This window comes from Rhodococcus sp. P3_B8 (assembly GCF_056402775.1).
The window spans coordinates 1-506 of sequence record NZ_JBFUGT010000711.1 but is presented as its reverse complement, the minus strand read 5'-3'; the positions used below and the strand labels follow the sequence as shown (position 1 = coordinate 506).

The window sequence follows — 506 nt, the reverse complement described above, 5'->3', positions numbered from 1 at the left end:
GGATGAGGGGAAGCGATCGCGGCAGAGTCCGAGCCCTGGCCGAGGCATTGGCCGATCCGGATCAACGCTCGTGGCTGTCGATGCCCGAGCAACGCCGGAGACGAGGACGTGATGCGTTGCTACTGCTAGTTCAGGAGCCGAAAACGAGAGCTCCTCAGCAGCAACGAAATACACGATAATGAGACACTTTGTCGACTGCCGCTCTACCGKGCGCGGACGTGGCGTAGATCGCAGGTTCCCCCGACGGCGGTGCGGGGCGATCCTGCACACCGAGGCGGAGGCGCTGAGCGCGCTTCTGGCGGCGGTGGGCCCGGATCGGGGCCCGGTTCGATGAACCGGAGCCGCTGACCCCTGGGTGACCCGCCTGGGACCTGGAATCGGCCCTCCGCGGCCTGCGGGACGTGGGCTGGACGAAGGCGACGAAGTTGATTGCCCGTAAGCGTCCCCGGCTGTTTCCGATCTTCGGTTTCGGTGGTCAGTCAGGTGCTGGGCACCGAGCGGGCACA

Annotated in this window: 1 protein-coding gene; it reads left to right on the top strand. The window is 66.3% G+C overall.

Annotation, left to right across the window (positions count from 1 at the left end; translation table 11 throughout):
* Positions 1 to 401: 401 nt before the first annotated feature.
* On the top strand, positions 402 to 506 hold a 105-nt coding region (locus AC1D1G_RS45920), incomplete at its 3' end, for a DUF6308 family protein (RefSeq protein WP_477957027.1).